Below are 24,482 nucleotides of genomic sequence, written 5' to 3' on the forward strand. Positions count from 1 at the left end.
GAAAAATATGGATCGCCGGACGGCATCAATCCTAGGTCTTGTGAAAGCGATACCACTTTTCAGGATCATGCGCTAAGCGTCTCGGCATGAGACATGTCAGCGAAAAGCCAGCTGCCGACGACAAGGTCGCCGTGGTCATCGTTGCTGCCGGGCGCGGCGCGCGCGCGGGGCAGGCCAATGGGCCGAAGCAGTACCAGCAGATTGGCGGCGGCGCCGTTATCGCACGCACGCTCGACGCCTTTCTGACGCATCCGAAAATTGGACCTGTCGTCGTTGCTATCCATGCCGAAGACGGCGCGCTTTTCCGCCGCGCCGCCGGCGCGAACGCCGACCGTGTCGTCGCTGTGATCGGCGGTACGTCACGGCAGGAGTCCGTCCGGCTTGGACTGCTGGCGTTGAGAAGCCATGCGCCGGGCCGGGTCCTGATCCATGATGCGGCTCGGCCGTTTGTCGATGCGGAACTGATAGATCGCACGATCGCCGCCATTGAAGAGCGCCAGGGAGCGCTGCCTGCTTTGCCCGTTGCCGATACGCTGAAGCGCGAAACGGCCGAAGGCATGAGCGGCGAAACAGTGTCCAGGGCCGGGCTCCATGCCGCACAGACACCACAAGGCTTTCCGTTCTGGCCGATCCTGGCCGCGCACGAAAAGGCTCATCAATTGGGCAAGGCGGATTTCACCGACGATGCGGCAATCGCCGAATGGGCGCATATTCCGGTGAAGATCGTTCCCGGCTCGCCGGACAATGTCAAACTGACCTGGGCACGGGATATTGCGATGGCGGATCAGCGGCTTTCCAGCGCCTCACGTTTTCCGGACATCCGAACCGGCAACGGCTACGACGTCCATGCCTTCGAGCCCGGCGACCATGTCACCCTGTGCGGTGTCGCTATTCCGCACGACAGGAAATTGTCCGGCCATTCGGATGCCGATGTCGGCCTGCATGCGTTGACCGACGCGCTGCTCGCCACCTGCGGCGCCGGTGACATCGGCACGCATTTCCCGCCCTCCGACCCGCAGTGGAAAGGGGCCGCTTCACGCATCTTCGTCGAACACGCAGCGAAGCTGGTGCGCGAGCGCGGCGGGCGCATCGCCAACGCCGACATCACATTGGTTTGCGAGGCGCCGCGCGTCGGCCCGCATCGCGAGGCCATGACCGAAACGCTTTCCGCAATGTTGCGAATTTCGCGCGACCGCATCTCGATCAAGGCGACAACCAATGAGAAGCTCGGCTTCGTCGGCCGTGAGGAAGGCATAGCGGCCATCGCGACCGCCAGCGTTGTGTTTCCAGGGGATGTCCCCGAATGAGCAATAGCGATCTCGCAGATGCCCTGCTTCAGGCCTGCCAGCAGCGCGGCATCATGCTGGCGACGGCGGAGAGCTGCACCGGCGGCATGATCATCGCCACGCTGACCGACATTGCCGGCTCTTCCACTGTGGTCGATCGCGGCTTCATCGCCTATTCCAACCACGCCAAGACCGAGATGCTCGGCGTCTCGGCCGTTACACTCGAGGCGAACGGGGCGGTCTCGCGCGAGACTGCGGTGGAGATGGCGGCCGGCGCCTTGGCCCATTCGCCCGCCGGGCTTGCGCTCGCGGTGACCGGCATCGCCGGTCCGGGCGGTGGCTCAGCGGAAAAACCTGTCGGCCTGGTCTGGTTCGGCGTTGCCGTGGCTGGCCGGCCGGTGGTCAGCGAATGCCAGCTGTTCGCCGACAAGGGCCGTGATTTCATCCGCCGGGAAACGGTCCGGCATGCGCTTGAACTGGGTCTGCGCGCGCTCGCTGCGGATCAGGCCGCCGATGGCGTGCCGTAGATGATTTCGGCGCGTTTCTCGAACGCCTCGGAGAACATGCGGAAGGCGCGGTCGAACATGGTTCCCATGAGCGCACCCAAAATGCGGCTCTTGAACTCATAGTCGATAAAGAAGCAGACGTTGCAACCACCGCCGTCCGCCGGGTCGAAGCGCCAGACATTGCTCAGATATTTGAACGGGCCGTCGATATATTTGACGTCGATGGCGTTCTCGTCAGGCTTCAGCAGCACCTGCGTGGTGAAAGTCTCGCGGATCGCCTTGTAGCCAATGCTCATGTCGGCGATGAGCAGCGTGCGTCCGTCGCGTTCCTTGCGCGAACGAACCGTAAGTGCCTCGCAAAGCGGCAGGAATTGCGGATAGGATTCGATATCCGCGACCAGAGCGAACATCTGTTCAGGCGTATGCGCGACGCGGCGATGGGCTTCGAATTGTGGCATGAAACCAGTTTGTTAGGCGGACTTCCTGAGAAACGCTTCGCGCGCCGCGCGCAACCTGGCGAAATCGTCGCCGGCATGGTGCGACGAGCGCGTCAGCGGGCTCGACGCCACCAGCAGGAAGCCCTTGGTCCGGCCGATCGTCTCGAAAGACTTGAACTCCTCCGGTGTGACAAAGCGGATCACCGGATGGTGCTTCTTCGACGGCTGAAGATATTGGCCGATGGTCATGAAGTCGACATTGGCCGAACGCAGATCGTCCATCAGTTGCAGGATTTCGTTCCGCTCCTCGCCAAGGCCAACCATGATGCCGGACTTGGTGAAGATCGAGGGGTCGAGTTCCTTGACTCGCTGCAAGAGCCTGATCGAGTGGAAATAGCGCGCACCCGGCCGAACCGTCAGATAGTTCGACGGCACGGTCTCGAGATTATGGTTGAAAACGTCGGGCTTGGCCGCCACGACGATCTCCAGTGCGCCGTCCTTGCGCAGGAAGTCGGGCGTCAGGATTTCGATCGTCGTCAGAGGCGTTGCCGCCCGGATGGCGCGGATGACCTCGGCAAAGTGCTGAGCTCCGCCATCGGCGAGATCGTCGCGGTCGACTGAGGTGATGACGACATGGCTTAGGCCCATTTGCTTGACGGCGTGTGCGACGCGCGCCGGCTCGTCGGGATCGAGTGCGGTCGGTATACCGGTAGCCACGTTGCAGAACGCGCAGGCGCGCGTGCAGATCTCGCCCATGATCATGAAGGTGGCGTGCTTCTTTTCCCAGCACTCGCCGATGTTGGGGCAACCGGCCTCTTCGCACACCGTCACCAGCTTATGCGACTTCACGATCTCGCGCGTCTCGGCATAGCCTTTCGACATCGGCGCCTTGACGCGGATCCAGTCGGGCTTGCGCAGCACATCCTGGTCGGGCTTGTGCGCCTTTTCGGGATGCCGCAGGCGCGGCGCATTGGCGATCGTGTCGAGGACGGTGACCATATGAAATCCGGTTCATTCGCGATCGCCTGTCCGACGTTCGCTTTCCCAAGTCATCTAGGACTTTTCGCTGCAAAGAAAAAGGCCGCGGCGGCGCATGCCGCCACAGCCGTTTTCGCATGGCATGAGTTCAGCAATTAACGGCGCACCATGCGTCCTACCCAGATCAGCAGGCAGGCACCAATGAAACCGGTGATCAGATAGGCGATCCAGCCGGCGCCGAAGGCGCCGATGTTGAGCGCCTGCAGGATGGCATTCAGCACGATCGCGCCGACGATGCCAAGAATGATGTTCATCAAGATGCCGGTGTTGCTCTTCATGAACATCTCGGCAAACCAGCCTGCCAAACCGCCGATGATGATGGCTGCTACCCAGCCCACGCCGTTCACGTCCATATGCCCTCTCCTGTGGTGATGAATGCATCCGGAAACGAATTACCTTGCCGTCGAGTTCCTTGACATACATGTGTGAGTCTCGCGCAGCCAATTTATCATGCGTTCAGCGCACGGCCATAGGCGTCGAGAACACTCTCCTTCATCATCTCCGACAGCGTCGGGTGCGGGAAGATTGTGTGCATCAGCTCTTCCTCGGTGGTTTCCAGGTTCATAGCCACGACGAAGCCCTGGATCAGTTCGGTTACTTCTGCGCCGACCATGTGGGCGCCCAGCAACTGGCCGGTCTTCTTGTCGAAAATGGTCTTGACGAAGCCTTGGTCTTCGCCCAGCGCAATCGCCTTGCCGTTTGCGGCGAACTGGAAGCGGCCGACGCGGATGTCCTTGCCATCGGCTTTCGCTTTGGCTTCCGTCAGTCCGACCGAGGCGACTTGCGGATTGCAATAGGTGCAGCCCGGGATCTTCAGCTTGTCGATGGCATGCACGCCGGCGAAATTGGCAATCTTTTCCACACACACCACGCCCTCATGCTCGGCCTTGTGGGCGAGCATCGGCGGTCCGGCGACATCGCCGATGGCATAGATGCCGGGCACGTTGGTCTTGCCGTAGCCGTCGACGACGATGCAACCGCGTTCGGTCTTCACGCCGAGCGCCTCGAGGCCGAGATTTTCGATATTGCCCTGTACCCCGACGGCTGAAATCATGCGGTCGGCGGTGATCTTCTCGACCTTGCCGTCCTTCATCTCGACATGCGCGGTGACCGAATTGGCGCCCTTCTCGACCTTGGTCACCTTGGCCTCGAGGATGATCTTCATGCCCTGCTTCTCGAACTGCTTTTGCGCAAACTTCGACACTTCGGCGTCCTCGACCGGCATCACAGCCGGCAGCAGTTCAACCACCGTCACCTCTGCGCCCATAGTGCGGTAAAACGAGGCGAACTCGATGCCGATGGCGCCCGAGCCCATCACCAGCAGCGACTTCGGCATCTCTTTCGGCACCATCGCCTCGAAATAGGTCCAGATCAACTTGCCGTCCGGCTCGATGCCGGGCAATGCGCGCGGCCTGGCTCCGGTCGCCAGGATGATGTGCTTGGCGGTGTAGGTGCCCTCGCCTTTGACGCCCTTGGGCGCCGGCGGCTGCGGCTCCATCGGCTTCTTCGACGATTTCGACACGACGATCTCGCCGGGTTTCGTCAGTTTGGCTTCGCCCCAGATGACGTCGACCTTGTTCTTCTTCATCAGGAAGCCGACGCCGCCGTTGAGCCGCAGCGAGACCTTTCGCGAGCGATCGACGACGGCGGCGGTGTCGACGCTGACCTTGCCGTCGATCTTCAGGCCGTAATCCTTCAGATGATCCGAATAGTGCATGATCTCGGCCGAGCGCAGCAGCGCTTTGGTCGGAATGCAGCCCCAGTTGAGGCAGATGCCGCCCAAGTGCTCGCGCTCGACAATCGCCGTCTTGAAGCCAAGCTGCGCCGAACGCACTGCAGTGACATAGCCGCCGGGGCCGGAGCCGATGATGATAACGTCGTAGTTCTCAGCCACGGCTTTTCTCCTTCACAATTCCAGCATGACGCGCACGAGCGGCGCCAGCGCTTGCCCGATGCTCCGCGTGTTTTCCGCGTCAAGGTGGACGCCGTCCAGCGGCGTCGTTTCGGCCACCGTGCCCGCATTGAAGAAGCCGCAGCCGGCCTCGTCGGCAAGGGCGGAATATTGCGGCGCCAGCCGCTTTGACGCGTCATCTCCGCCGGCGAACATTTCTTTGAACTCGGCGTCTTCCGTGCGGCTGACTACGGGCGGCGCGACGATCAGGATCTGCGGCGCCGGCCAATCGAACGGGTAATCATGACCGCGCACAATATCGATCAGGCGTTGCACGCCTTGTTTGGCCGCGACCGGATTGCCGTGAATCCACGGCTTCATATCGTTGGCGCCGAGCATGATGACGATCAAATCGATCGGCGCATGAGTCGTCAGGATCGTTGGCAACAGCCTTGCGCCATTGCGGTCCGCTCCGGCCAAGTGATCGTCGAAGGCGGTGGTTCGGCCATTCAGGCCTTCGGCGATGACCTCGACGCCGCTGCCCAATGCCGCCTGCAGCACGCTCGGCCAGCGATCTTCCAGCGGATGTCGGCCGAGGTTTGCCGCGTCATAGCCCCAAGTAAGCGAATCGCCGTAGCAGAGGACCGTCTTCATGTGCCTGCCCCGCCGAAACCTGGTTGCGAGCGCGCCAATCGCCAGCGCACGAAAAGCCACTGGACCAGCACCGTAGCGATGCCCGGCAGGACGAGACCCGCGACTATGGGAAGATCGCCCGACCATTGGCTCTTGCCTGGGGGCTGGGAGAAAGTCCAGCCGATCAGGGAAACTCCAACGAGCACAAAAAACGCTACCCCTATGGTCGCCGTCAGCTTTGTTGCCCGTCGTGGGTCCGACATGAATTGTGCGATGAAGAACGCGACCGTCACGAGGACGGTGACGAGAGCCGAGATCATAAACACAAGGATGTACTCTACGTCGGCATTGGTTGCGACGGCGAGCCACTGCGCCACCAATCCGCCGGCCAAACCGGAAAGAAAGAAGGCAAAAAGGCTGGTGAAGAATTTCCGCACCGCCCTGTTCCCTTCTCTTAGACCAGCATGCCCATCGGGTTTTCGACCATGCGTTTGAAGGCGACGAGCAGCTCGGCGCCGAGCGCACCGTCGACGGCGCGGTGATCGGTCGACAACGTCACCGACATGATCGTGGCGATCTTGATCTCGCCGTTCTTGACCACCGCGCGTTGCTCTCCGGCGCCGACCGCCAGGATCGTCGCATGCGGTGGGTTGATGACGGCAGAAAAATCCTTGATGCCGAACATGCCGAGATTGGACACTGCCGTGGTGCCGCCCTGATATTCTTCCGGCTTCAGCTTGCGGCTGCGGGCGCGGCCGGCAAGATCCTTCATCTCGTTGGAGATAACGGACAGCGTCTTTTCGTCGGCACGCCGGATGATTGGCGTGATCAAGCCGCCGGGGATCGACACTGCAACACCGACATCGGCATGCTTGTGCTTGACCATGGCGTTTTCTGTCCACGACGCATTGGCATCCGGCACCGCCATCAGCGCCATGGCCAGAGCCTTGATGACCATGTCATTGACGGAAAGCTTATAGGCCGGCGTTTCCCCCTTCTCGGTCTTCTTCACCGGGGCGGCCGCATTGATCTGCGTGCGCAGGGCCAGAAGTGCGTCGAGCTCGCAGTCGAGCGTCAGATAGAAATGCGGGATGGTGGTCTTGGCCTCGACCAGCCGCCGCGCAATTGTCTTGCGCATATTGTCGTGGGGGACCAGCTCGTAGGAGCCTTCGGCAAACAGTTTGAGCACCTGCTCGTCGGACATTGGCTTGGGTGCTGCTGCCGCAGGTGCCGGAGCACCGGCGGCCGCTGCTTTTGCTGCTGGTGCCGCCTTGGCGCCGCCACTGGAAATTGCGGCCTCGACATCGGCCCTGACCACGCGACCATGCGGGCCGGAGCCCGTCACCGCCGACACATCGACACCGGCTTCCTTGGCGATGCGGCGGGCCAGCGGCGAGGCGAAGATGCGGCCGTTCGCGGATTGGCTGATCTCCCCCCGTGTGGGGGAGATGGCCGGCAGGCCAGAGGGGGGCGCCTCGGGCCCTGCGGCGTGGGGGACAGCGCCCCCCGAGGTCGACTTAGTCGGCATCGGCCCCACGGGGGGGGGGTGTGGCGGGTTTTGCGGCTTCGCCGCCGCCTTTGCCGGCGCAGCGCCATCACCGCTTTTGGCGGCAGAAGCAGCATCCTCGCCCTCCGCCGCCAGCACCGCGATCAGCGCATTGACCTTGACGCCTTCAGTGCCGGCCGGAACCACCAGCTTGGCAACCGTGCCTTCGTCGACGGCTTCGACTTCCATCGTTGCCTTGTCGGTCTCGATTTCGGCAATCACGTCGCCCGGCGAAACCTTGTCGCCTTCCTTGACCAACCACTTGGAAAGATTGCCCTCTTCCATCGTGGGCGACAGCGCCGGCATGGTGATGTTGATCGGCATTTTGTCCTCCCGCCCTGCTCAGCGATACGTGACGGCTTTGACCGCCTCGACGACCTCGCCGACATTGGGCAGCGCCAGCTTTTCGAGGTTCGCCGCATAGGGCATCGGCACGTCCTTGCCGGCAATGGTAATGACCGGTGCGTCGAGGAAATCGAAGGCGCGCTGTGAGACCTGATTGGCGATATGGTCGCCGACCGAGTTCTGCGGAAAGCCTTCCTCGACCACCACCAGGCGATTGGTCTTTTTGACCGAGGCGATGATCGTGTCGAAGTCGAGCGGGCGGATAGTGCGCAAGTCGATGATCTCGGCATCGATGCCCATGCCGCGCAACTCCGCCTCCGCCTTGATCGCGTAGGTCATGCCGATGCCGAACGAGACGATGGTCACGTCCTTGCCGGATTTGTGAATGCGCGCCTTGCCGATCGGCAACACGAAATCGTCCATCTTCGGCACGTCGAAGGAGTGGCCGTAAAGGATTTCGTTTTCGAGGAAGATGACCGGGTTCGGATCGCGGATCGCCGCCTTGAGCAGACCCTTGGCGTCGGCGGCGGTATAAGGCATCACCACCTTCAATCCAGGAATATGGCTGTACCAGGCGGCATAGCACTGCGAATGCTGCGCGGCGACGCGGGCAGCAGCGCCGTTCGGGCCGCGAAAGACGATCGGGGCGCCCATCTGGCCGCCGGACATGTAGAGCGTCTTGGCGGCTGAATTGATGATCTGGTCGATCGCCTGCATGGCGAAGTTGAAGGTCATGAATTCGACGATCGGCTTCAGGCCGGCCATCGCCGCGCCAACACCAACGCCGGCAAAGCCGTGCTCGGTGATCGGCGTGTCGACCACGCGTCTCGGACCGAATTCCTGCAACAGGCCTTGTGTGATCTTGTAGGCGCCCTGGTACTCGGCGACTTCCTCGCCCATGACGAAGACGTCGCCGTCGCGGCGCATTTCCTCCGCCATTGCGTCGCGCAACGCTTCACGCACCGTGGTCGAGACCATTTCGGTGCCGGCCGGGATGTCCGGATCGGCGGCAATTTCCAGCTTGGGCGCGGCGGCAACAGGTGTTGCCGCTTCGCTCTTGGCCGGAGCAGCAGCGGGGGCCGGAGCAGCCGCGGGGGCCGGAGCAGCCGCGGGCGCTGCCGCTTGCGACTCGACAGCCTCCTCGCCAATGCCTTCGCCCGCCTCGTCGATGTCTTCGCCATCGAGGGCCAGCACAGCGATCAGCGTGTTGACCTTGACGCCTTCGGTGCCGGCAGGAACCACGATCTTGGCAAGTGTGCCTTCATCGACGGCTTCGACTTCCATCGTTGCCTTGTCGGTTTCGATCTCGGCAATGGCGTCACCGGCTGCGACTTTGTCGCCTTCTTTCTTCAACCACTTGGAAACATTACCCTCTTCCATGGTCGGCGAGAGGGCGGGCATGAGAATTTCGATCGGCATGTCCTTGCCCTCTCGTTAAAGTACGATATCGGTCCAGAGCTCGGACGGATCCGGCTCCGCGTCGTTCTGGGCAAATTCTGCAGCGTCGGCGACAACGTCGCGGACTTCCTTGTCGATGGCCTTGAGCTCGTCCTCGCTTGCCCATTTCTTGTCGAGCAACCGTGCCTTGACCTGTTCGATCGGGTCACGTTCGGAGCGCATTTTCTGCACTTCTTCCTTGGAGCGGTATTTTGCTGGATCCGACATCGAATGGCCGCGGTAGCGGTAGGTCTGCATTTCGAGAATGAGCGGCCCGTTGCCGGCGCGGCACCATTCGGCGGCGAGGTCGCCGGCGGCCTTGACGGCGCGCACATCCATGCCGTCGACCTGGATGCCTGGAATCTTGAAGGAGGCGCCGCGATGCGAAAAATCCGTCTCGGCCGACGAGCGCGAGACCGAGGTGCCCATGGCGTAGCGGTTGTTCTCGATGATGTAGACCACCGGAAGCTTCCATAGCGAGGCCATATTGAAGCTTTCGTAGACCTGGCCCTGATTCGCGGCGCCATCGCCGAAATAGGTCAGCGTCATATTGTTGTTGCCGCGATAGCGGTTGGCGAAGGCAATGCCGGTGCCGAGCGACACTTGCGCGCCGACGATGCCGTGGCCGCCGTAAAAATGCTTCTCCTTGGAGAACATGTGCATGGAGCCGCCCTTGCCTCTCGACAGGCCGCTACGGCGCCCGGTCAGTTCGGCCATGACGCCGCGCGGCGACAACTCCATGGCCAGCATATGGCCATGGTCGCGATAGGCGGTGATCATCTGGTCGCCATCGATCAGCGCCATCTTCATGCCGGTAACGACCGCCTCCTGGCCGATGTAGAGATGGCAGAAACCGCCGATGAAGCCCATGCCGTAAAGCTGGCCGGCCTTTTCCTCGAAGCGGCGGATGAGCAGCATGTGCCGGTAGGCGGCAAGCTCCTGGTCTTTGGTGAATTCAACAGGCTTTGGGGTGGAAAGGCCCATCGTTTTGCCGTCGGATTTGGATTTGGCAGGCGCTTTTCTGGCGGCGGTGGCCATGCATCACTCCCTGTTGGCGTCTCTTGGCGGACAGCGAGGGAGATCAGTTCTCCCACCGATTTGAGGCAGGCTAACATGCAGGGAAGGCTTTCGCCATGCCGAAAACGCATGGCTGTCATGCATCTAAGCGCCTAAAATCATTGCAAATATCGCCGATTAACTGAAATTGCGTTATCTTGCGACCGGCAGCATGATGGTGATCTCGTCGGCATGGGACAGATTGAGCGCCTTGCGCGCCTGCTCGTCCAGCATGTCCTTCTCGAGCGTGCCCTCATGCATCAGCTGGACGCGGCGCTCCAGGTCGATCCGGCGTGCCTTGACGGCATCAAGCCTGCCCTGCAATGCGACAGTCTCGGCTTCGAGCCGATACTTGGAATAGATGCCGAACTCGCCATGATAGGCATGGAAGCCGAAATAGGTCAGGAACACCACGCAGAGCGAGGGGATGATCAGCCGGCCGGTGTTTCTTTGCTTGTGCTGGCGTGTCCACATGGTCCGAATCCTCTGCGCCGCCTTTGTCGCCCGATTGTGCTTAATGGACGGTTACGGATTGCTGGATTCGGAGCCCTGAAAGCAAAAGGGCGGGAATGTCCCCGCCCTCGCTCGCTCGGATTTTCTGTCGAAAATCAGCTTTTAACGATCGACTTGCCGGCATACCGCGCCTGCTTGCCGAGTTCCTCTTCGATGCGGATGAGCTGGTTGTACTTGGCCATGCGGTCCGAGCGTGACAGCGAGCCAGTCTTGATCTGCCCGCAATTGGTGGCAACGGCGAGGTCGGCGATGGTCGAATCCTCGGTCTCGCCCGAGCGGTGCGACATCACCGCGGTATAGCCGGCCTTGTGCGCGGTCTCGACGGCGTCGAGCGTTTCGGTAAGCGAGCCGATCTGGTTGACCTTGACCAGGATCGAATTGGCGACACCCATGCGGATGCCGTCGCGCAACCGCGCCGTGTTGGTGACGAACAGATCGTCGCCAACCAGCTGCGTTTGCTTGCCGATGAGGTCGGTCAGCATTTTCCAGCCGTCCCAGTCGTCCTCGGCCAGGCCGTCCTCGATGGTGATGATCGGGTAGTCGGCAGCGAGCTTGGCCAGATATTTGGCTTGCGCCTTCGGGTCGCGGGTCTTCTTCTCGCCTTCATAGACGTAGTTGCCGTCCTTGAAGAACTCGGTCGCCGCGCAGTCGAGTCCGAGTGCGACCTCCTCGCCTGGCCTGAAGCCGGCCTTCTCGATCGATTCCATGATGAAGTCGAGCGCGGCCGGCGCGCTTTTCAGGTTGGGGGCAAAGCCGCCCTCGTCGCCGACATTGGTGTTATGGCCGGCATCCTTCAGCCTCTTCCGCAGCGTGTGGAATATCTCCGAGCCCCAGCGCACGCCATCGCGCAGCGTCGGCGCGCCGATCGGCAGAATCATGAATTCCTGGAAATCGATCGGGTTGTCGGCATGCGCACCGCCGTTGATGATGTTCATCATCGGCACCGGCAGCACATGCGCCTTGGTGCCGCCGACATAACGGTAGAGCGGCAGGCCGGCCGCTTCGGCCGCGGCCTTGGCCACGGCCAGCGACACACCGAGAATGGCATTGGCGCCGAGCCGGCTCTTGTTGGGCGTACCATCGAGCTCGATCATGGTTTGGTCGATGTGGATCTGATCCTCGGCCTCCATGCCGCCGATCGCCTCGAACAGCTCGCCGTTCACTGCCTCAACCGCCCTGAGCACGCCCTTGCCGAGATAGCGGGGGCCGCCGTCGCGCAGTTCGACCGCCTCATGCGCGCCGGTCGATGCGCCGGACGGCACCGCGGCGCGGCCCATTGAGCCGTCTTCGAGCACGACGTCGACCTCGACGGTCGGATTTCCGCGGCTGTCCAGGATTTCACGCCCGACAATGTCGATGATGGCCGTCATTGCGATGTCCCCGATTGATCGATTGAAGCGTCGCGCACCTCTTAGCCAAAGCGCTGCAAAACGCAATCGGGGCACTTGCAAATATTGCCCGTGCGCCCATTGCCGCTCTTGGGATTCACGAAGCACAAAGCGCTGTCATCATTTGTCATGCGCGGCATGCCGGTTTCTGGTTTATGGCTGTTGTCGCGCGGGGCGAAACAGGAGGAGTTTCGCCATGTCCCAGTTGAGCGGTATTGTGAGTTTGTTCCTGATTGCGGCTGCGTTCCTGACGTCGTGCGACAATCAGCAACCCCCGCAGGGATCGTCGCCTTTGCCGGCCCTGCAAATTGCGCAGTAGCATCCCGCCACATCGAAAGGCCCCCGATTTCCCGGGGGCCTTTTTGATTCCAGGAGACTTAGTCAGTGCCAGTAAGGCTCGACCTTGTAGTAGTTGTATGAGGCGTCACGTGCAGCCTCGCCCTCGGCGCCGGTCAGCTCGTTGATCGAGTAGGAAGGAGCGGCCATCAGCTGGTCTTTGGTGAACGGCACGACATAGCCACCCCTGTTCTCATCATAATCAAGGCTCGCCCACGGAATGGCGTGGTATTTCTCGCCAATGCCGAGAAATCCGCCAAAACCGATCACGGCGAACATGATTCCGTTCGACAATTTGTCGAGCATGACGTCCTCAATGTCGCCGATATGAGTGCCTTCCGTGTTGTAGACCGATGTGCCGATAACCCGCGAAGCGGCAATGGCTTCGGTGTGTCCCGTCTGGGTCGTCATGGTGTGCTCCTCGTCGTCGTTGACATTAGATTTTGACAATGAGGGCCGCGGGCTAAGGTTCCAGACAGGTTCGAAATTCTTCAAAGTTTTCTTGGCGACGCTGCTGTGGCGCAACTGCTGGTTCAACCCACGCTCTTGGCGATGCGATCGAACGCCATCAGCCGTTCAAGCAATGCGGGAAGATCCTTTAGCGGCACCATGTTGGGGCCGTCGGAAGGCGCGTTGTCGGGGTCCTGGTGCGTCTCGATGAAGACGCCGGCGACGCCAACCGCGACAGCCGCGCGCGCCAGCGTCTCGACAAAGCGCCGGTCGCCCCCAGACGAACCGCCCTGCCCGCCCGGCTGCTGCACCGAATGAGTGGCATCGAAAATGACCGGCGCGCCGATCTCGGCCATGATCGGCAGCGCCCTCATGTCGGACACCAAGGTGTTGTAACCAAAGGATGCGCCGCGCTCGGTCACCAAGACATTGGCGTTGCCGGAGCCGGTGATCTTGGCGACGACGTTCTTCATGTCCCATGGCGCGAGGAATTGGCCCTTCTTTACATTGACCACCTTGCCGGTTCTTGCCGCAGCAATCAGCAAATCGGTCTGCCGGCTGAGGAAGGCAGGAATCTGCAGAATGTCGACATGCGGCGCGACGATCGCGCATTGTTCCTCAGTGTGGACGTCGGTCAGGATCGGCAGCGAAAAATTCTTGCGCAAATCGTCGAAGATCGGCATTGCCGCTTCAAGTCCCGCACCGCGCGTGCCGCCAAGCGAGGTGCGATTGGCCTTGTCGTAGCTGGTCTTGTAGACGAGCCCGATGCCGAGCCGTTCGGTCAATTCCTTCAGCGCACCGGCCATGTCGAAAGCGTGCTGCCGCGATTCCAGCTGGCATGGACCGGCGATCAGCGATAGGGGCGCGCTGTTGCCGAAAATGACCTTTCCGATCGCAACGGAAGAATTTGGCATCAGAGGATTGAGCTTGTTCATGCGATCTCCCGGAAAATGAAGGCCGCGCCCTGCCCTGGCGCCGGCGGCACGATGATATCACCGCCGCGTATGTCGTGTTTGACGGAATTGGCTGCAAGCAGCTTTGCGACGGTGTCGCAGTGCCTAATCGAAAAGACGATCCCAGCAAAGCGGAGTTCAGACGGCGCGCCGGCGGGAATGCCGAAGCGTGCCGCAAAGGCTGCAGGATCCAGAACGGTCACAGCGGCATTCGGCCGCTTATAGACAGTGCCGCTCTGCGCCTCCATCCCGGCTGCGATCGAAATCACATGGCCTTGTTCGGAAGGTTCGCGGCTGACTGCCACGACTTCGACAATGCCGGTTGCGCCATTAGCGTGGGCCTGCAAAGCGGTGCGGTCGACCTTCGGCGCATTGATCCGTTCGCAGGCGAAGAGAAAAGCGTCCGTTGCCTTGCCTAGAGCCGCGAAGGCAAGCTTGAATGATGCGGTGTCGCTCTTTCCTGTCGCATCAGCGAAGGCGCGCGAAAAGCTGAGCATGTCTCCCGCCGACAGTCCGGCTTCGATGAAGCGCGCGTGGTCCGCGACGGCGCTTTCGGTGCCCAGCACCACGGCAGAAAATCCTTCATCACCGTTTCTTTCGCGATAGGTGTGATCCCGCGCGACAAAGACATTGCGGTTCGCGATCGCCGTTGCCACGGCCTGTCGGTCGGCGACCGCGAGCGGCTCGAGATAGGTACCGTCGGTGAGGAAGACACAACAGTTTTCCGTTCCGAAGGGATGGATACCCGTCGGCGCAACGGTAAAGCCGAGCAAGGTCAAGCGCGCCCGCGCAACATCGAGGCTCGCGGTCGGCAACACCAGGTGATCGAGCGGATGAGGGCTTGCGGGGGTGTTCTCGGTCATGTCCCGCGCGGTGTGCCTCATTCCTGAAAATGGTTCAAGGGCTTAGCCGGCACCTCGGCGGCGATCGCAGTGCCCGGCCGCGAGGAGCCGACTTGCCGCCGTCAAAAATCACCCTAGCTCATTGCCAGGGGAAGAGACCTTTTCATTGCCCTGGCCGTTATTGCGATAGCAGTTATCGCCGTGCTGATCTGGAACGCGCCAAAGCGGCCGGGCGTCGATCCGACCGAGACCTCCGCGGCTCAGACGGAATGAATCGGGCTGCGGCGCGGCCCCGCTCCGCGAGGTGAAATCTGCCTTGGGGGCGGTCAACTTGCGACGATATCGGCCGAATAACGCAATTCGCGCAGCGGTTTTACCCGGCTGGTGGTCTCTGCATAGAGCGGATGCGCCTTGTAGGCGGCGAGCGCTGCCTCGTCTTCGAACTCGGCGTAGACGACCACATCGATTTCGTCCGAGAGCGGATCGACCTTGGTGTTGAGCGTCACCTCGAAACGGCGCGAGTGAGGTATCTTGCCAAGCGCCAGCAGACCCGTACGCACTGCCTCGACGTCCACTTTACGCCGCGCGCTGAAGAAAACGATATGCCGGATCAACCCAGCCTCCTCGACCGTTGGACCGGCGTTCTTTTGTGTCAGCGGGAGCGTGCCGTCAATCGGCAGGATGTCGCGTCGGCGAACCGTGGCGAAGAAGAGAAACTACACCATACTGGTTACATAGTGCACGACGCGGGTCACCTCCCTGATGGTCCTGTCGAGGTAGCGGCCTTGGTTGTAAATGCCGTCCCAGATCAGGAAGAAGGTGACGGTCGTGATGATGATGACATAACGCATGGCTAAAACTAGCGCATATGGGTGGTTGCAACCATAGTGATTCCGGCCCTGCTGGGACCCTCCCCGAATTTTAACGGTCTTTGGTCTGTCTGCTGCGATGCTTGCTGGCCAAACTGGCGCTACCGCTGCAGGCGGCTTGGAAAGATAACCCCGCTCGGCTTCGACGACCGCTTCAGGAATCATACCATGCGAAAACGGACGATCTCCCTCATTGCAGTTCTTGTCGCTGCAGGCGGCATCTGGCTCAACAACACTTCGCTGCTGTCGAGCCGGCCGGCCGTCACCCCTTCGGTGCTTGCCCATCGCGGCCTGGCTCAGGATTTCGACCGTACGAACCTCGGATCGGAAACATGCACGGCCGATCGCATGCTGACGCCGCGCCATTCCTTCCTCGAAAACACGATACCCTCGATGGAAGCCGCCTTCGCGCTCGGTGCGGACGCGCTCGAACTCGATGTCCATCCCACTACGGACGGCAAGTTCGCCGTCTTCCACGATTGGACGCTGGATTGTCGCACCAACGGCAAGGGAGAAACGCGCCGCCATGCGATGTTCGAATTGAAGACGCTCGATATCGGTTATGGCTACACTGCCGATGGCGGCAAGACCTTTCCGTTTCGCGGCAAGGGTGTCGGCATGATGCCGTCGCTGGATGAAGTCTTGCAGCGCTTCCCGAACCGGCGTTTTAATATCAATATCAAAAGCAACGATCCCAAGGAAGGCGAGATGCTGGCCGCCTGGCTCGCCACATTGACGCCGGCCGAGCGCGCCAATCTGACGGTCTATGGCGGCGACAGGCCTATAGAAGCAGTGAAGGCAGCGTTGCCGGACATGCACACACAGAGCCGCGCGTCCCTGACGCGCTGCATTCTTCGCTATGCTGCGCTCGGCTGGAGTGGCTACGTTCCGGATGCCTGCCGCCAGGGCACCTTGCTCATCCCCGTCAATGTCGCAAAGTGGATGTGGGGCTGGCCCGGCCGTTTTCTCGACCGTATGGACAGCGTCGGCAGCCGCGTCTACCTGCTCGGTCCCTATTCCGGCGGCGGCTTTTCACAAGGCCTCGACGACCCCGCCTCAATCGACCAACTGCCGGACGATTATTCCGGTGGGATTTCGACGGATGCGCTGGATCTGGTCATGCCTGCCGTCAAGCGGCGTTTCGCACCACCTGCCTGAAGAGGCTGCCTGCCTCAAACGGATCGGCCGTATCGGGACAGTATCTTAACGCTGAGACAGTTTCGAGCCGACGCTCAAATCCTCGCCTCAAAGAGTGATGCGGTACTTGGAAAACCCCGCTTCGCCCTCGCCCGCCGGCTCGATCTTCAGCGACTTCACTTGCGCAATAAACTCTCTCGCCTTGGCGCCGGTCTGGAACACGACGCTGGTTTCCGGCAGCGGCACAAACGACCAGTTGGCATCCGCCGACGGGTTGATGGTGCCTTTGCTGACGATATAGCGCACGATCACGTCGCGGTTGGTGTCGGGCGCTTCGTAGATGATCTTCGAGGCATTGATCTCCGGGAAATTGCCGCCGCCGCCGGCCCGGTAGTTGTTGGTTGCGACGACGAATTTCCGCATGGGATCAATTGGTTTGCCGTCGAACATCAAGTCAATGATGCGGTTCGAGCCGGCGTTCACCAGCCCGCCCTTCGAATCATATTTCGGTGGCTGCGACAGGTCGATCCGGTAGGTGACGCCGTCGATCACGTCGAAATTATAAGACGGGAAGTCGGTGTTGATGAGCGCCTGGTCAGCTTTGCCCGGCTCGATCCGGTTGAAGATGCCGGCCGACATTTCCAGCCATTCCTTCACCTCTGCCCCCGTGATTTCGACGGCGCGCACCATGTTTGGATAGAGATAGAGGTCGGCGACGTTCTTTATGGCGATATCGCCTACCGGCACGTCGGTGTAATAGTCGGCGCCGTTGCGCCCGCCCGCCTTGAACGGTGCCGCCGCCGACAGCAGCGGCATATCCTTCCACTCGGTGTTCTTCAGGATGTCCTTCAAGTACCAGGTCTGCGCCTGGCTCACGATCTGCACCGATGGATCGTCGGCGACCAGCGCAAAATAGGAATAAAGCGGCGCCGAGGTTTTGCCGACCGGCCGACGCACATAGGCAAGCGTCGCCTCGTGGTCCTGTTTGAGCGCGTCGACGATGCGCTGGTCGTCAGCGACGGTCGGCTTGTTCGTCTTGTCGGCCCGCTCAAAGATAGGCCTGGCCTCAGAGGTCGCCGAGACGATTTTCCATGTCGATCCGTCGCGCTCCAGCAACAGATCGATCAGCCCCATATGCGAGCCCCAGAAGCCGGCCATGACGGCGGGCTTGCCTTGCAACGTGCCTTTCGCCGTATCGACGGCCTCCAGCGACTGAAAGTCCTTCTTACCAGGGAAGACCAGATGCTGGTGGCCCGTGAACACCGCATCGATACCTTCGACACCGGCAACGAAGAAGGAGGCATTCTCCATCATGTCGCCTTGCTTCGCGTCGATGCCGGAATGGGAGAGCGCAATGATGATGTCGGCGCCTTCTTCCTTCATCTGCGGCACCCACGCCTTGGCCGCCTCGACGATGTCGCGCGTCTTGACGCTGCCCTCGAGATTTTTCAGGTCCCAGACCATGATCTGCGGCGGCACGAAGCCGATGATGCCGATCCTGATCGGCTGCTCGGCGCCCGACCCGTCTTTGATCTTCCTGTCGAGGATGACGTAAGGTTTGAGATAAAGCTTGTCTTCGCGCGGGTTCGCGGCAAGCTCCGTGCCGCGGATCAAATTCGCGCAGACGAACGGGAAATTGGCTCCGGCCAGCACCTTGTCCATGAACGACAGGCCGTAGTTGAATTCGTGATTGCCGAGCGTCGAGCATTCGTAGCCGAGCAGGTTCATGCCCTTCATGACCGGATGCAGATCGCCGTCCTTCATGCCCCTCTCGTAGGCGAAGTAGTCGCCCATCGGGTTGCCTTGCAGAATGTCGCCATTATCGATCAGCATCGCGTTGGTTGCTTCCTTGCGCACGGCTTCAATCAATGATGCCGTTCGCGACAGCCCCATCGTGTCGTTAGGTTTGTCGGCGTAGTAATCGTAAGGAAGCACGTTCACGTGGATGTCGGTCGTCTCCATAATCCTCAGATGCGCCTGATTGGCTTGAGCCCGGGCGGAGAACGGGTGCAGCATGATCAGCGCTCCGCCGGTGGCGACGCCGGCGAGGAAATCGCGGCGTGAGACGAGGTGGCGCAATTGGGACATTCGTTTCTCTTTCTTCCACGACGTGACAAGTCCTGCCCGAAGCAAAGCTTCGCGCCGAAATCCAGCCGAGTCCAGAAGTCGATTCCATCAAGAGGAGGTGACGCGCCGATGAACGTCCGGCAGCGAACAATCAGCCCTTGTCGTCGTCGCCCTGGGTGATCAGCCGAGCGCTGCGCTGACCGGTGAAGTAGATCCATAGCCAGCTCAGGGAAACCGCAAGCCGGTTACGGAAGCCGATCAGGAAGTAGATATGCGCCAAGCCCCATAGCCACCAGGCAAGCCGGCCGGTGAGCTTGATCCAGCCGAAATCGATGGCCGCGGCGCGCTTGCCGATCGTCGCCAAATCGCCGTCATGCCTGTAGCGGAACGGACGTACCGTTGTTTCGCCGGCGAGCCTGGCCTTGATCGTCGCGGCGACGTGCCGTCCCTGCTGCTTGGCGGCGGGCGCGACGCCCGGCACCAGCCGGCCATCCGGCCGCAGGACGTGTGCTGCGTCACCGATGACGAAAATCTCCGGGTTTCCCGGCACAGTGAGGTCGGGCTCGACAAGCACCCTGCCCGCGCGGTCCGCTGCCGTGCCGAGCCATTCGGCGGCCGGCGAAGCGGCGACGCCCGCCGCCCAAAGAATTGTCCTGGCCGGCAAATGCCTGTCGCCGAAGACGACACCCTCAGCATCGCAGCGTGTAACCGCCCGGCCGAGTTCGACGGTCACGCCGAGTCGTTCGAGCGCCTTCATTGCATAAACGGAGAGCTCCGGCGCGAAATTGGCAAGAACGCGGTCGCCGGCCTCAATCAGCACCACACGCGTCTCGCGCGTGTCGATGTTGCGGAACTCGCCGCGCAGCGTGTCATGCGCCAGTTCGGCAATCGTGCCGGCCAATTCCACGCCGGTCGGCCCGCCGCCGACGATCGCCAGCGTCAGCAGTGCCTGGCGCTTGGCGGGATCGGTTTCCCGCTCGGCCTGCTCGAAAGCCAAAAGAATACGCCGTCGGATGGTGGTGGCGTCCTCCAGCGTCTTCAGGCCCGGCGCGAACGGCTCCCATTCGTCATGGCCGAAATAGGCGTGCCGCGCACCGGTGGCCAGCAGCAGCGTGTCGTAGGCGACCGCTCCGCCATCCTGCAGCAGCACGCGCTTGCCGGTGCGGTCGATGCCAGTCACGGTCGCAAGCAGCGTCGTCACGTCCTTGCGTTTGCGCAGGAGATGGCGGATCGGCCAGGCGACTTCGGAGGTTGCCAGCGCCGTCGTCGCCACCTGGTAGAGTAGCGGCTGAAAGAGGTGATGATTGCGCCTATCGATCATGGTGATGCGCACCGGCGCGCCAGTAAGTGCGCGGGTGAATTCGAGGCCGCCGAATCCGGCGCCTACGACGACGACGTGATGGTTGGCTGTGTTCATCTCACTCATCCCTCTCGCCAAGGCTGATGTAAGTATCCTTGTGCAGTGCAGCAATGCCTGCGCTGCACCTGCCTGGGACTCGTCGCCTGATGTCGTGAATACGCATGCTGCAGACTCATTCCCGAATATAGCCTACGTCCCGGATAGGGCTTGGTCGGAACAGTATATTGCAGGTGAATCATGGCTAAGGATGAAGATGAAGGCTCAGGGCAGTACGCCTCGCCGCCTTGTTTTATGCACGAGCTCGATCCGGAGTTCCAAGCGCCGCTATCCGAATGGACCGATGTCAGGCGCTGGCGCAAGGCCGAGCGCGAGCGGTTGATCGCATCCCGCCTTGCCGTTTCCGCCGACATGCGCACAGCCATGTCGCAGCGCATTGCCGAGGGTCTCGACGCGGTGATCGGCGACATCGCCGGAAGCATGGTCAGCCTCTACTGGCCGTTTCGCGGCGAGCCGGACCTGCGCCCGTGGATGGAAACCGTTAACACGCGGGGTGGCCGAACGGCGTTGCCCGTCGTTGTGGAGAAAGACCGGCCGCTTGTCTTTCGCGCCTATACCCACGGAGACCGGCTGGAGAAGGGCGTCTGGAATATCCCGATACCGGCCGAGGGCGATCCGGTACTGCCCGACATCGTCATTTCGCCGATCGTCGGCATCGATCCCGGACATTTTCGCTTGGGCTATGGCGGCGGCTTCTTCGATCGCACGCTTGCCGCGATGCCGTTCAAGCCGCTGGTCATCGGCGTCGGCTACGAGTTGCAGCGCATCGTGACCATCTACCCGCAGCCGCACGATATTCCGATGGACCGTGTGGTGACCGAGTCATTCAACGTTTAGGCGAGTTTGGGGCCTAGGCGAGTTCGGGGCTTAGGCGAGTTCGGGGCCTAGGCTAGCTCAGGCTTCATTCCAACGGCCGTGCGATCGACGATTTCGCGCAAGGCAAAGGACGAATTGATCTTCGTCACATGCGGCATTGCCGAAAGCCACTCCTTGTGGATGCGTTCGTAGTCGACGAGATCCTTCGCCGCGATGCGCAGGATGTAATCATACTCGCCCGACATTAGATGGCAGGACAGGACGTTCGGGCAGCGCTTTATCGCTGCTTCGAAATCCGACAACGTCTTCTCGAATTGCCCGGACAGCGATATATGCACGATCGCCGTCATCTGGTGCCCAAGTGCAGCGTTGGACAGCCGGGCGTGATAGCCGCGGATGGTTCCGGATTTCTCCAGATTGTCCAGCCGCCGCGAACAGGCCGACTGCGACAGGCCGACCTTTTCGGCGAGCGCTGCATTGGGTATCCGCCCATCCTTCTGCAATGTCTCGAGAATGGCGATATCAATCCTGTCGAGCGGCATTTTTGCGGGTTCCTGCGATAATTCTACTGTTTCGCGCAACGATTATCGAACAGTAGTCTCTTAGGCAAGCGCATTCGCAAACACTTACCGAACGATTCGTGGTTCACTATCTCTAGACAGGGAACAGGCCCTAAAAGGGCCGGATCAGGAGAAAAAAGATGCGCGTCGGTTGCCCCCGGGAAATCAAGAACCATGAATACCGCGTCGGCCTGACACCGGGCTCGGTCCGCGAATATGTCGCGCATGGCCATGAAGTGCTGATCGAGACCGGCGCCGGCGCCGGCATCGGAGCCGACGACAACGCGTACCGCGCCGCCGGCGCCACGATCGCCAAGACGGCCGCCGACGTGTTTGCCAAGTCGGACATGATCGTGAAGGTCAAGGAGCCGCAGCCCAACGAATGGGTTCAGCTCCGCGACGGCCAGATCCTCTACACCTATCTGCATCTCGCCCCGGATCCGGAGCAGACCAAGGGCCTGCTGGCCTCCGGCGTCACCGCAATAGCTTACGAGACCGTCACCGACGAGCGCGGCGGCCTGCCGCTCTTGGCACCGATGTCGGAAGTTGCCGGCCGCCTGTCGATCCAGGCGGGGGCCACGGCGCTGCAAAAGGCCAATGGCGGCCGCGGTGTGCTGCTTGGCGGCGTGCCCGGCGTGCTGCCCGGCAAGGTCACTGTGCTCGGTGGCGGCGTCGTCGGCCTGCATGCTGCACGGATGGCTGCCGGGCTTGGCGCCGACGTCACCATCATCGACCGCTCGATCCCGCGCCTGCGTCAGCTCGACGATATCTTTGGAGGCCGCGTCCACACCCGCTACTCGACCGTCGAGGCGCTGGAGGAAGAATGTTTTTCGGCTGACATCGTCGTCGGCGCCGTGCTGATCCCGGGGGCAGCCGCGCCCAAGCTGGTGACGCGCGAAATGCTCTCGGGCATGAGGAAAGGCGCCGTGCTGGTCGACGTCGCCATCGACCAGGGCGGCTGCTTCGAGACCTCGCACGCCACCACCCATGCCGAGCCGACCTATGCGGTCGACGGCGTCATCCACTATTGCGTCGCCAACATGCCGGGTGCGGTGCCGGTCACATCGGCCCACGCGCTCAACAATGCGACGCTGCACTATGGCCTGCAGCTCGCCGACAAGGGCCTCAAGGCGCTGGTAGACGACCACCATCTGCGCAACGGGCTGAACGTCCACAAGGGCAAGATCACGAATCGCGCAGTGGCCGAAGCACTTGGCTATGAGCTGGTCGAGCCGAAGGCCGTTCTCGCGGCCTGAGCTGTCCGAATCTGCCTCTCCAGTGCCCGTCGGTTTCGTCCGACGGGTTTTTCTTATGTCGAAAAACTGAAAAGTGTCGGGCGCGCGGAATAACCCGACAACAAAAAAGCGGAGCCAAAGCCCCGCTTCCTCGGTTGTCGAGATTTCCGCCGGTTCATCCGCGGTCGGCAAATCAATCGACCATCCCTCTCTATCGCAAGAATACGACGGGAGTACGACAGCCCAAGCCGGTGCAGCCTATCCGGTTACACCCGGTCTATCCGACACTGATAGCAATTGTTGCGCGCCGAGCGGATGTGGACGTAAGCAATGTCGTCGCTTTCGAACAACGTCTCCGCCCGTGCCGCGATGGCATCGGTCGGAATGACGCCGCCGCTGCCATAGACGATGCGGTCGTCCTTGCCGTAGCCGCGCACGATGTATTCGCCGCTTTCGAGCATATCGGGAGGCGTTTTCCCCTCGGCGGCGCGTTCGCATTCCTCCGCATGCAGAAAGATCGGCCCGGTTTCGGCATAAGGCTGCAGTTCCGGAAAAGGCCGATAGGCCAGAACAAGATAGGCTTCTCCCGCAGCAACATTCTTCAGGCAATGACGGCAGGGCACGCCGTCGCCATCCGAAATCTTCCGCTCTGGCTTCAAGCCATAAGCATCAGGCCCGCCGCGCTGAAGTGCGCGGACCGCATCGGTTGGCAAGGCTTTGAATTTCAGCGTCATGGCTAAATCTCCGGTGTCGTTGACCGGAAATTATGCTCGCAAGACAGAGCTTCCCACCCGATTCCTGCCGAAATGGATCAGTCCATCAGCGCGTCGAGACCGCGAACCAGACCCTTGATCTGCTGTACCCGTCTGATGGCGAGCAGCGTGCCCGCCACGTAAGGCGCCGCGGACGAGCCGGCGTCGTGGCGGATAGTCAGCCGCTCGTCTGGCAGGCCGAACAACGCCTCGCAGGACAGGATGTAGGACGGCAGGCGAAGGGCGTGCACTTGCACACCCTCGCCCGTGCCGACCGCAGCACCGCGTGTAGCCGGCACGCCGGAGACCTCGGAGACCGGCTTTGCCGTCGAAGCCTTGCGGATGTCGGCCAGCGCTTCAGCAAGTTCCCGCGCGGTACCGGAGGGCGCGTCGGGCTTCTTTGCACTGGCATAATCGATGACCTCGACATCCGGCACGTATTTTGCCGCCATAAGTGCAAACCGCTTCATCAGCGTAGCGGTGACGGAAAAGTTGCCGGCGGCAACGACGCCGACGCCGTGGGCGCGCGCCGCGGCGTCGATGTCGGCATAGTCGGCAGCACCCAGTCCCGATGTGCCGATCACAGCGTGCCGTCCCTTGTCGATGGCGAGCAGCACATGGTCTTTCACGACATGTGGCTTGGTGAAGTCGACCAGTACGTCCGACGGCGCCTCCAGCGCCTCGGCCAGCGAGGCCGAAACGGAGATACCATTAGCCGGCATGCCAACCAGCAGGCCGGAATCCTGCCCCGCGCCGCTACGTGACACAGCCCCGGCCAGCGCCATGTCACCTTGCGCCCCGATCGCCGGAACCAGCGCCTTGCCGACCCAACCGGTCGCGCCGGCCATTACCACGCGAATTGCCATCGTGCGATCCTCCATCACCATCGGTTTTTAGACGACAGCGATATGGAAAGAGCCCGGCTCATTCAAGTCGGGCTCGCCTTTGAATATTGATCCAGACCCTGAACGG

Annotated in this window: 26 protein-coding genes; 5 read left to right on the forward strand and 21 right to left on the reverse strand. The window is 61.6% G+C overall.

Features of this window, described 5'->3' with window-relative positions; translation table 11 throughout:
• Nucleotides 1–86: 86 nt before the first annotated feature.
• Nucleotides 87–1,307 carry a bifunctional 2-C-methyl-D-erythritol 4-phosphate cytidylyltransferase/2-C-methyl-D-erythritol 2,4-cyclodiphosphate synthase gene (locus tag NKH89_RS03200; RefSeq protein WP_023717573.1) on the forward strand — a complete coding sequence of 407 codons (1,221 nt, stop codon included), beginning with the start codon at nt 87–89 and terminating at the stop codon, nt 1,305–1,307.
• Nucleotides 1,304–1,813, forward strand: coding sequence for a CinA family protein (locus tag NKH89_RS03205; protein WP_352908391.1), 510 nt, complete (start codon nt 1,304–1,306; stop codon nt 1,811–1,813). Before NKH89_RS03200 ends, NKH89_RS03205 begins: the two co-directional genes overlap by 4 nt.
• Here NKH89_RS03205 and NKH89_RS03210 read toward each other — a convergent pair.
• From NKH89_RS03210 to NKH89_RS03285, 16 genes are all read right to left on the reverse strand, one after another.
• Nucleotides 1,789–2,250 (reverse strand): type II toxin-antitoxin system RatA family toxin, encoded by a 462-nt coding sequence (locus NKH89_RS03210; RefSeq protein WP_023717571.1) that lies wholly within the window; start codon nt 2,248–2,250, stop codon nt 1,789–1,791. The two genes, NKH89_RS03205 and NKH89_RS03210, sit on opposite strands and share 25 nt — an antisense overlap.
• A gap of 12 nt (nt 2,251–2,262) precedes the next feature.
• A complete protein-coding gene (lipA, locus tag NKH89_RS03215) occupies nt 2,263–3,228 on the reverse strand; it encodes a lipoyl synthase (protein ID WP_023717570.1) in 966 nt (321 codons plus the stop codon).
• Between the two features lie 134 nt (nt 3,229–3,362).
• Complete coding sequence (locus tag NKH89_RS03220; RefSeq protein WP_023717568.1) at nt 3,363–3,620, reverse strand: GlsB/YeaQ/YmgE family stress response membrane protein; 258 nt, start codon at nt 3,618–3,620, stop codon at nt 3,363–3,365.
• Nucleotides 3,621–3,715: 95 nt separating this feature from the next.
• The gene (gene lpdA, locus NKH89_RS03225) at nt 3,716–5,161 is read right to left on the reverse strand and encodes a dihydrolipoyl dehydrogenase (protein WP_023717567.1); all 1,446 of its coding nucleotides are present in this window, start codon (nt 5,159–5,161) and stop codon (nt 3,716–3,718) included.
• 12 nt (nt 5,162–5,173) lie between these two features.
• Nucleotides 5,174–5,812 carry an SGNH/GDSL hydrolase family protein gene (locus NKH89_RS03230; protein ID WP_352908392.1) on the reverse strand — a complete coding sequence of 213 codons (639 nt, stop codon included), beginning with the start codon at nt 5,810–5,812 and terminating at the stop codon, nt 5,174–5,176.
• Nucleotides 5,809–6,228, reverse strand: coding sequence for a hypothetical protein (locus NKH89_RS03235; RefSeq protein WP_023717565.1), 420 nt, complete (start codon nt 6,226–6,228; stop codon nt 5,809–5,811). Before NKH89_RS03235 ends, NKH89_RS03230 begins: the two co-directional genes overlap by 4 nt.
• 17 nt (nt 6,229–6,245) lie before the next feature.
• Nucleotides 6,246–7,661: a pyruvate dehydrogenase complex dihydrolipoamide acetyltransferase gene (locus tag NKH89_RS03240; protein WP_352908393.1), complete on the reverse strand. Its 1,416-nt coding sequence runs from the start codon at nt 7,659–7,661 to the stop codon at nt 6,246–6,248.
• 18 nt (nt 7,662–7,679) lie between these two features.
• The gene (locus NKH89_RS03245; RefSeq protein WP_352482537.1) at nt 7,680–9,101 is read right to left on the reverse strand and encodes a pyruvate dehydrogenase complex E1 component subunit beta; all 1,422 of its coding nucleotides are present in this window, start codon (nt 9,099–9,101) and stop codon (nt 7,680–7,682) included.
• Between the two features lie 15 nt (nt 9,102–9,116).
• A complete protein-coding gene (gene pdhA, locus NKH89_RS03250) occupies nt 9,117–10,157 on the reverse strand; it encodes a pyruvate dehydrogenase (acetyl-transferring) E1 component subunit alpha (protein ID WP_502895946.1) in 1,041 nt (346 codons plus the stop codon).
• Nucleotides 10,158–10,328: 171 nt separating this feature from the next.
• Entirely contained in the window at nt 10,329–10,649 is a 321-nt protein-coding gene (locus tag NKH89_RS03255; RefSeq protein WP_352482536.1) for an FtsB family cell division protein, read from the reverse strand.
• A gap of 134 nt (nt 10,650–10,783) precedes the next feature.
• A complete protein-coding gene (eno, locus tag NKH89_RS03260) occupies nt 10,784–12,058 on the reverse strand; it encodes a phosphopyruvate hydratase (protein WP_352908394.1) in 1,275 nt (424 codons plus the stop codon).
• 399 nt (nt 12,059–12,457) lie between these two features.
• Nucleotides 12,458–12,823: a PRC-barrel domain-containing protein gene (locus NKH89_RS03265; RefSeq protein ID WP_352908395.1), complete on the reverse strand. Its 366-nt coding sequence runs from the start codon at nt 12,821–12,823 to the stop codon at nt 12,458–12,460.
• Between the two features lie 122 nt (nt 12,824–12,945).
• Nucleotides 12,946–13,797, reverse strand: coding sequence for a 3-deoxy-8-phosphooctulonate synthase (kdsA, locus tag NKH89_RS03270; protein WP_031193559.1), 852 nt, complete (start codon nt 13,795–13,797; stop codon nt 12,946–12,948).
• Nucleotides 13,794–14,678: a VOC family protein gene (locus NKH89_RS03275; RefSeq protein WP_352482533.1), complete on the reverse strand. Its 885-nt coding sequence runs from the start codon at nt 14,676–14,678 to the stop codon at nt 13,794–13,796. The genes kdsA and NKH89_RS03275 overlap by 4 nt, the downstream gene beginning before the upstream one ends.
• A 305-nt stretch (nt 14,679–14,983) precedes the next feature.
• A complete protein-coding gene (locus tag NKH89_RS03280; protein WP_023717556.1) occupies nt 14,984–15,271 on the reverse strand; it encodes a Dabb family protein in 288 nt (95 codons plus the stop codon).
• A 102-nt stretch (nt 15,272–15,373) separates the two neighbouring features.
• The gene (locus NKH89_RS03285) at nt 15,374–15,508 is read right to left on the reverse strand and encodes a hypothetical protein (protein WP_023675095.1); all 135 of its coding nucleotides are present in this window, start codon (nt 15,506–15,508) and stop codon (nt 15,374–15,376) included.
• Nucleotides 15,509–15,694: 186 nt separating this feature from the next.
• On the opposite strand from NKH89_RS03285, the gene NKH89_RS03290 reads away from it, so the two are divergent.
• Complete coding sequence (locus NKH89_RS03290) at nt 15,695–16,684, forward strand: glycerophosphodiester phosphodiesterase family protein (protein ID WP_352908396.1); 990 nt, start codon at nt 15,695–15,697, stop codon at nt 16,682–16,684.
• An 87-nt stretch (nt 16,685–16,771) separates the two neighbouring features.
• Here NKH89_RS03290 and NKH89_RS03295 read toward each other — a convergent pair whose 3' ends face one another.
• Together NKH89_RS03295 and NKH89_RS03300 are read right to left on the reverse strand one after the other, a co-directional pair.
• Nucleotides 16,772–18,751, reverse strand: a complete 1,980-nt coding sequence (locus NKH89_RS03295) for a bifunctional 2',3'-cyclic-nucleotide 2'-phosphodiesterase/3'-nucleotidase (RefSeq protein ID WP_352496507.1) — start codon at nt 18,749–18,751, stop codon at nt 16,772–16,774.
• A 130-nt stretch (nt 18,752–18,881) separates the two neighbouring features.
• Complete coding sequence (locus NKH89_RS03300) at nt 18,882–20,147, reverse strand: NAD(P)/FAD-dependent oxidoreductase (protein ID WP_352496508.1); 1,266 nt, start codon at nt 20,145–20,147, stop codon at nt 18,882–18,884.
• Between the two features lie 180 nt (nt 20,148–20,327).
• Between NKH89_RS03300 and NKH89_RS03305 the strand changes: the two genes are divergently transcribed.
• Nucleotides 20,328–20,984: a 5-formyltetrahydrofolate cyclo-ligase gene (locus NKH89_RS03305; protein WP_352496509.1), complete on the forward strand. Its 657-nt coding sequence runs from the start codon at nt 20,328–20,330 to the stop codon at nt 20,982–20,984.
• Between the two features lie 47 nt (nt 20,985–21,031).
• Here NKH89_RS03305 and NKH89_RS03310 read toward each other — a convergent pair whose 3' ends face one another.
• The gene (locus NKH89_RS03310; protein ID WP_023675099.1) at nt 21,032–21,505 is read right to left on the reverse strand and encodes an Lrp/AsnC family transcriptional regulator; all 474 of its coding nucleotides are present in this window, start codon (nt 21,503–21,505) and stop codon (nt 21,032–21,034) included.
• A 158-nt stretch (nt 21,506–21,663) separates the two neighbouring features.
• Between NKH89_RS03310 and ald the strand changes: the two genes are divergently transcribed.
• Complete coding sequence (ald, locus tag NKH89_RS03315) at nt 21,664–22,779, forward strand: alanine dehydrogenase (RefSeq protein ID WP_352496510.1); 1,116 nt, start codon at nt 21,664–21,666, stop codon at nt 22,777–22,779.
• A 245-nt stretch (nt 22,780–23,024) separates the two neighbouring features.
• Here ald and NKH89_RS03320 read toward each other — a convergent pair whose 3' ends face one another.
• Both NKH89_RS03320 and dapB read right to left on the reverse strand, forming a co-directional pair.
• Nucleotides 23,025–23,492: a DUF1203 domain-containing protein gene (locus NKH89_RS03320; RefSeq protein WP_352496511.1), complete on the reverse strand. Its 468-nt coding sequence runs from the start codon at nt 23,490–23,492 to the stop codon at nt 23,025–23,027.
• 77 nt (nt 23,493–23,569) lie between these two features.
• On the reverse strand, nt 23,570–24,376 hold the full coding sequence (gene dapB, locus NKH89_RS03325; RefSeq protein ID WP_352908397.1) for a 4-hydroxy-tetrahydrodipicolinate reductase: 807 nt from the start codon (nt 24,374–24,376) through the stop codon (nt 23,570–23,572).
• Nucleotides 24,377–24,482: the final 106 nt, after the last annotated feature.

Origin of the sequence: Mesorhizobium sp. M0923, assembly GCF_040319365.1 — a bacterium.
Lineage (GTDB): Bacteria > Pseudomonadota > Alphaproteobacteria > Rhizobiales > Rhizobiaceae > Mesorhizobium.

What these genes read in the sequence shown, in the direction of transcription:
- NKH89_RS03200 (WP_023717573.1), top strand. Translation starts at nt 87, where the DNA reads ATGAGACATGTCAGCGAAAAGCCAGCTGCCGACGACAAGGTCGCCGTG.
- NKH89_RS03205 (WP_352908391.1), top strand. Translation starts at nt 1,304, where the DNA reads ATGAGCAATAGCGATCTCGCAGATGCCCTGCTTCAGGCCTGCCAGCAG.
- NKH89_RS03210 (WP_023717571.1), bottom strand. Translation starts at nt 2,250, where the DNA reads ATGCCACAATTCGAAGCCCATCGCCGCGTCGCGCATACGCCTGAACAG.
- lipA (WP_023717570.1), bottom strand. Translation starts at nt 3,228, where the DNA reads ATGGTCACCGTCCTCGACACGATCGCCAATGCGCCGCGCCTGCGGCAT.
- NKH89_RS03220 (WP_023717568.1), bottom strand. Translation starts at nt 3,620, where the DNA reads ATGGACGTGAACGGCGTGGGCTGGGTAGCAGCCATCATCATCGGCGGT.
- NKH89_RS03230 (WP_352908392.1), bottom strand. Translation starts at nt 5,812, where the DNA reads ATGAAGACGGTCCTCTGCTACGGCGATTCGCTTACTTGGGGCTATGAC.
- NKH89_RS03240 (WP_352908393.1), bottom strand. Translation starts at nt 7,661, where the DNA reads ATGCCGATCAACATCACCATGCCGGCGCTGTCGCCCACGATGGAAGAG.
- NKH89_RS03245 (WP_352482537.1), bottom strand. Translation starts at nt 9,101, where the DNA reads ATGCCGATCGAAATTCTCATGCCCGCCCTCTCGCCGACCATGGAAGAG.
- pdhA (WP_502895946.1), bottom strand. Translation starts at nt 10,157, where the DNA reads ATGGCCACCGCCGCCAGAAAAGCGCCTGCCAAATCCAAATCCGACGGC.
- NKH89_RS03255 (WP_352482536.1), bottom strand. Translation starts at nt 10,649, where the DNA reads ATGTGGACACGCCAGCACAAGCAAAGAAACACCGGCCGGCTGATCATC.
- eno (WP_352908394.1), bottom strand. Translation starts at nt 12,058, where the DNA reads ATGACGGCCATCATCGACATTGTCGGGCGTGAAATCCTGGACAGCCGC.
- NKH89_RS03265 (WP_352908395.1), bottom strand. Translation starts at nt 12,823, where the DNA reads ATGACGACCCAGACGGGACACACCGAAGCCATTGCCGCTTCGCGGGTT.
- kdsA (WP_031193559.1), bottom strand. Translation starts at nt 13,797, where the DNA reads ATGAACAAGCTCAATCCTCTGATGCCAAATTCTTCCGTTGCGATCGGA.
- NKH89_RS03275 (WP_352482533.1), bottom strand. Translation starts at nt 14,678, where the DNA reads ATGACCGAGAACACCCCCGCAAGCCCTCATCCGCTCGATCACCTGGTG.
- NKH89_RS03285 (WP_023675095.1), bottom strand. Translation starts at nt 15,508, where the DNA reads ATGCGTTATGTCATCATCATCACGACCGTCACCTTCTTCCTGATCTGG.
- NKH89_RS03290 (WP_352908396.1), top strand. Translation starts at nt 15,695, where the DNA reads ATGCGAAAACGGACGATCTCCCTCATTGCAGTTCTTGTCGCTGCAGGC.
- NKH89_RS03295 (WP_352496507.1), bottom strand. Translation starts at nt 18,751, where the DNA reads ATGTCCCAATTGCGCCACCTCGTCTCACGCCGCGATTTCCTCGCCGGC.
- NKH89_RS03300 (WP_352496508.1), bottom strand. Translation starts at nt 20,147, where the DNA reads ATGAACACAGCCAACCATCACGTCGTCGTCGTAGGCGCCGGATTCGGC.
- NKH89_RS03305 (WP_352496509.1), top strand. Translation starts at nt 20,328, where the DNA reads ATGGCTAAGGATGAAGATGAAGGCTCAGGGCAGTACGCCTCGCCGCCT.
- NKH89_RS03310 (WP_023675099.1), bottom strand. Translation starts at nt 21,505, where the DNA reads ATGCCGCTCGACAGGATTGATATCGCCATTCTCGAGACATTGCAGAAG.
- ald (WP_352496510.1), top strand. Translation starts at nt 21,664, where the DNA reads ATGCGCGTCGGTTGCCCCCGGGAAATCAAGAACCATGAATACCGCGTC.
- NKH89_RS03320 (WP_352496511.1), bottom strand. Translation starts at nt 23,492, where the DNA reads ATGACGCTGAAATTCAAAGCCTTGCCAACCGATGCGGTCCGCGCACTT.
- dapB (WP_352908397.1), bottom strand. Translation starts at nt 24,376, where the DNA reads ATGGCAATTCGCGTGGTAATGGCCGGCGCGACCGGTTGGGTCGGCAAG.